The sequence below is a fragment of the Candidatus Poribacteria bacterium genome (assembly GCA_021295755.1).
Taxonomy (GTDB): Bacteria; Poribacteria; WGA-4E; order WGA-4E; family PCPOR2b; genus PCPOR2b.
In genome coordinates this window covers 35,806-38,317 of the sequence record JAGWBT010000014.1, presented here as the reverse complement: position 1 = coordinate 38,317, position 2,512 = coordinate 35,806, and the positions used below count along the sequence as shown (strand labels likewise).

2 protein-coding genes are annotated in these 2,512 nt (G+C 50.2%); both read left to right on the top strand.

All coding sequences use genetic code 11. The features are described from left to right. Positions 1 to 92 precede the first annotated feature (92 nt). A complete protein-coding gene (locus tag J4G02_03395; protein MCE2393639.1) occupies positions 93 to 1,238 on the top strand; it encodes a mandelate racemase/muconate lactonizing enzyme family protein in 1,146 nt (381 codons plus the stop codon). Between the two features lie 187 nt (positions 1,239 to 1,425). Then, positions 1,426 to 2,511, top strand: coding sequence for a VWA domain-containing protein (locus J4G02_03390; protein ID MCE2393638.1), 1,086 nt, complete (start codon positions 1,426 to 1,428; stop codon positions 2,509 to 2,511). The last annotated feature ends 1 nt before the right edge of the window (position 2,512 follow it).

Here is a 2,512-nt window from a genome sequence, read left to right as displayed (position 1 = left end):
GTTTTTAGACGTTGACACAAGGAGCCAATCTGTATCCCCGCCTTAAAAGACGGGGGTTTAGATTGGAAGATTTTGATAAGGAGAAAATAGAAATGAAAATCACAGACGTTCAAACATTCCTCGTCCACCCCGGCGGCGGTAAAAACTGGTTATTCGTCAAGGTGGAAACGGATGAGGGTATCCACGGTTGGGGCGAATGCTATACGCAAGCCGACCGTGACCGCACAATTGAGATTCATGTACATCAGCTTGGGCGTTACCTTATTGGGCGCGACCCTTCGAACATTAAACACTTTACCTTCATGGCGTATCACGACTTTGCCGGCAAGCGTGGATCGATGGAGTTCTACTGCGCGATCAGCGGGATTGAGCACGCCTTATGGGACATCGCAGGGAAGGCGCTAAATACTCCTGTCTATAACCTGTTGGGGGGCGCATGTCGGGATAAGATTCGTGTTTACGCCAACGGTTGGGGCGGTAGCACGATTGAGGAGCGTGCCGAACGTGCCGTACAATTGGTTGAACACGGATTTACCGCGATGAAGTTTGACCCGCTTCCCAATCCATGGCGGACCCATATCAGCCGTGACGAGGAGCGTGAGGCTGTTGCGTGTGTGCGGGCAGTGCGCGAAGCCGTTGGTCCCGATATTGACCTACTGGTAGAAATCCATCGCCGTCTTGCACCAATCCATGCCATTCGTCTCGCCCAAATGATGGAAGAATTTCAACCCTTCTGGTACGAGGAACCTGTCTCCGCCCGAAATTTGGATGCACTAGCTGAAGTCCGGGGTGCGATTAACTTGCCGGTTGTCACCGGCGAAGAGCTCTACACAAAAGCGGAATTCCGCGAAGTTTTTGAAAAGAGCGCTGCTGATATCCTCAACCCAGATGTCTGTAATTGTGGCGGCATCTTAGAGCTCAAGGAGATCGCCGCGATGGCGGAGCCATATTTCGTCGTCATGTCGCCACACAACTACAACAGCACAACGGTTGGATTGGCGGCGACGGTGCAGGCCTGCGCAGTAATGCCTAACTTCCTGATTACGGAATACTTTGTGAACTTCACTGAGCGGGGAAATGAGATTTCGATGCCTCCGATTGAGGTTGAAAACGGCTATATCCGGCTGCCGACCACGCCAGGGTTAGGATTATCACTTGACGAAACCGCTCTTGCGAAGTATCCCTATCAAGAATTTCCTGCGCGACATCTACGTCGCTTTAACGAAGAAGGCCCGTAGGGCAAAGTTGAATACACTCAGTGTCCGTTCGGCTAGGCTTTAATGTTCCGGGTCCCTAAAGAAGTCCTGTGTGATAGATCGCGGCAGGGATTTTTCAGAACATTTCTTTCGACTTGACGGAGCAGTGAGGGCTGTGTTACAGTTGATGCTGAGAACGCTGGATTGAAAAATCAAAGGATGTGATCTGATGAAACGGCGTACGCAAAGCAGGCGAAAATTATCAAAAGCGCTTCTGTTTTCACTGATACTGCATATGATTTGCATGGGGACATTGAATACCGTTCAGAGAGATCCGAAACAGGGGAAGGATGAATTATCTGTGCAGGTTGAAATTCTCTCACAGCCTCGAGCACCGGTGCCGAGAAAATTGCAGCGGCCACTACATGTTTTCCCAAACCCCACGGTTTCAGCGCCTCAATCTCAGTCAGTCATCGCGAATAATACGGTGCTGCACCCGCCTCGTCCGCAAATTGACACAGCCGCATCGCGTAATCATCCAGATGAACAATCGTTTTCAATGTTGACGGAAGAATCTATTCCGCTAGCGACAGCACAAACTCCGGTCGGTGACGCTTCCTTTGAGCCATCAAATCAAGGAATATCACAGGGAGAGGGTTGGCGTGGCGACGGGGTAGTCCGTGGTAGTGGGCACGTACAAACGCGGGTATCACTCGGTCTAGAAAACGAGACGACGCTTTCTGAGGTTAGCCACTTGACGCAACCAGATGTGGCACTCGTCAAGATAGGTCATCACCTCCTGAAAACGCGCAGAGGCGATACCCTTGATATCGTCTTCGTTGTTGATGCCAGCAAAAGTATGCGGAATGATATTGACGCCGTGCGCAATCATCTGAGCCAGATGACTGATCTCCTCAAAACAGCGGACTTAGACTTCACCGTTGGATTGGTGGCGTTCCGAGATGGCACCAGTTTCTCCCTGTTAGGTTGGGACTTTCAAGTTACGCCCCAAACCACCTCGATTACGGAAGTAAAAAAGAAACTAGCAGCCATACATTGCCGAGGTGGGGAAAAGGCACTTGATGCTCTGGTCCAAGCAGCAGCCAAAGTAAAGTTTCGTCGAGGGGCAGAACGGCGATTCATCTTGGTCACGGATGAGTATGTAAGTGGTTCATATTCCCCAAAAAAAGTGTTAAGAAAACTAAAGTCTGAAAAGATTAGCGTCAACGTTATCGGGCGTGATGAACCTTTTCAAAAGTTACTAGTACAAGGCACAGGTGGACTCTGGATACCCATCTCTAGTCTGAGAGAGTAAA

Bases quoted from the DNA above. Each gene is read 5' to 3' on its own strand.
- J4G02_03395 (MCE2393639.1), top strand. From the start codon at position 93: ATGAAAATCACAGACGTTCAAACATTCCTCGTCCACCCCGGCGGCGGT.
- J4G02_03390 (MCE2393638.1), top strand. From the start codon at position 1,426: ATGAAACGGCGTACGCAAAGCAGGCGAAAATTATCAAAAGCGCTTCTG.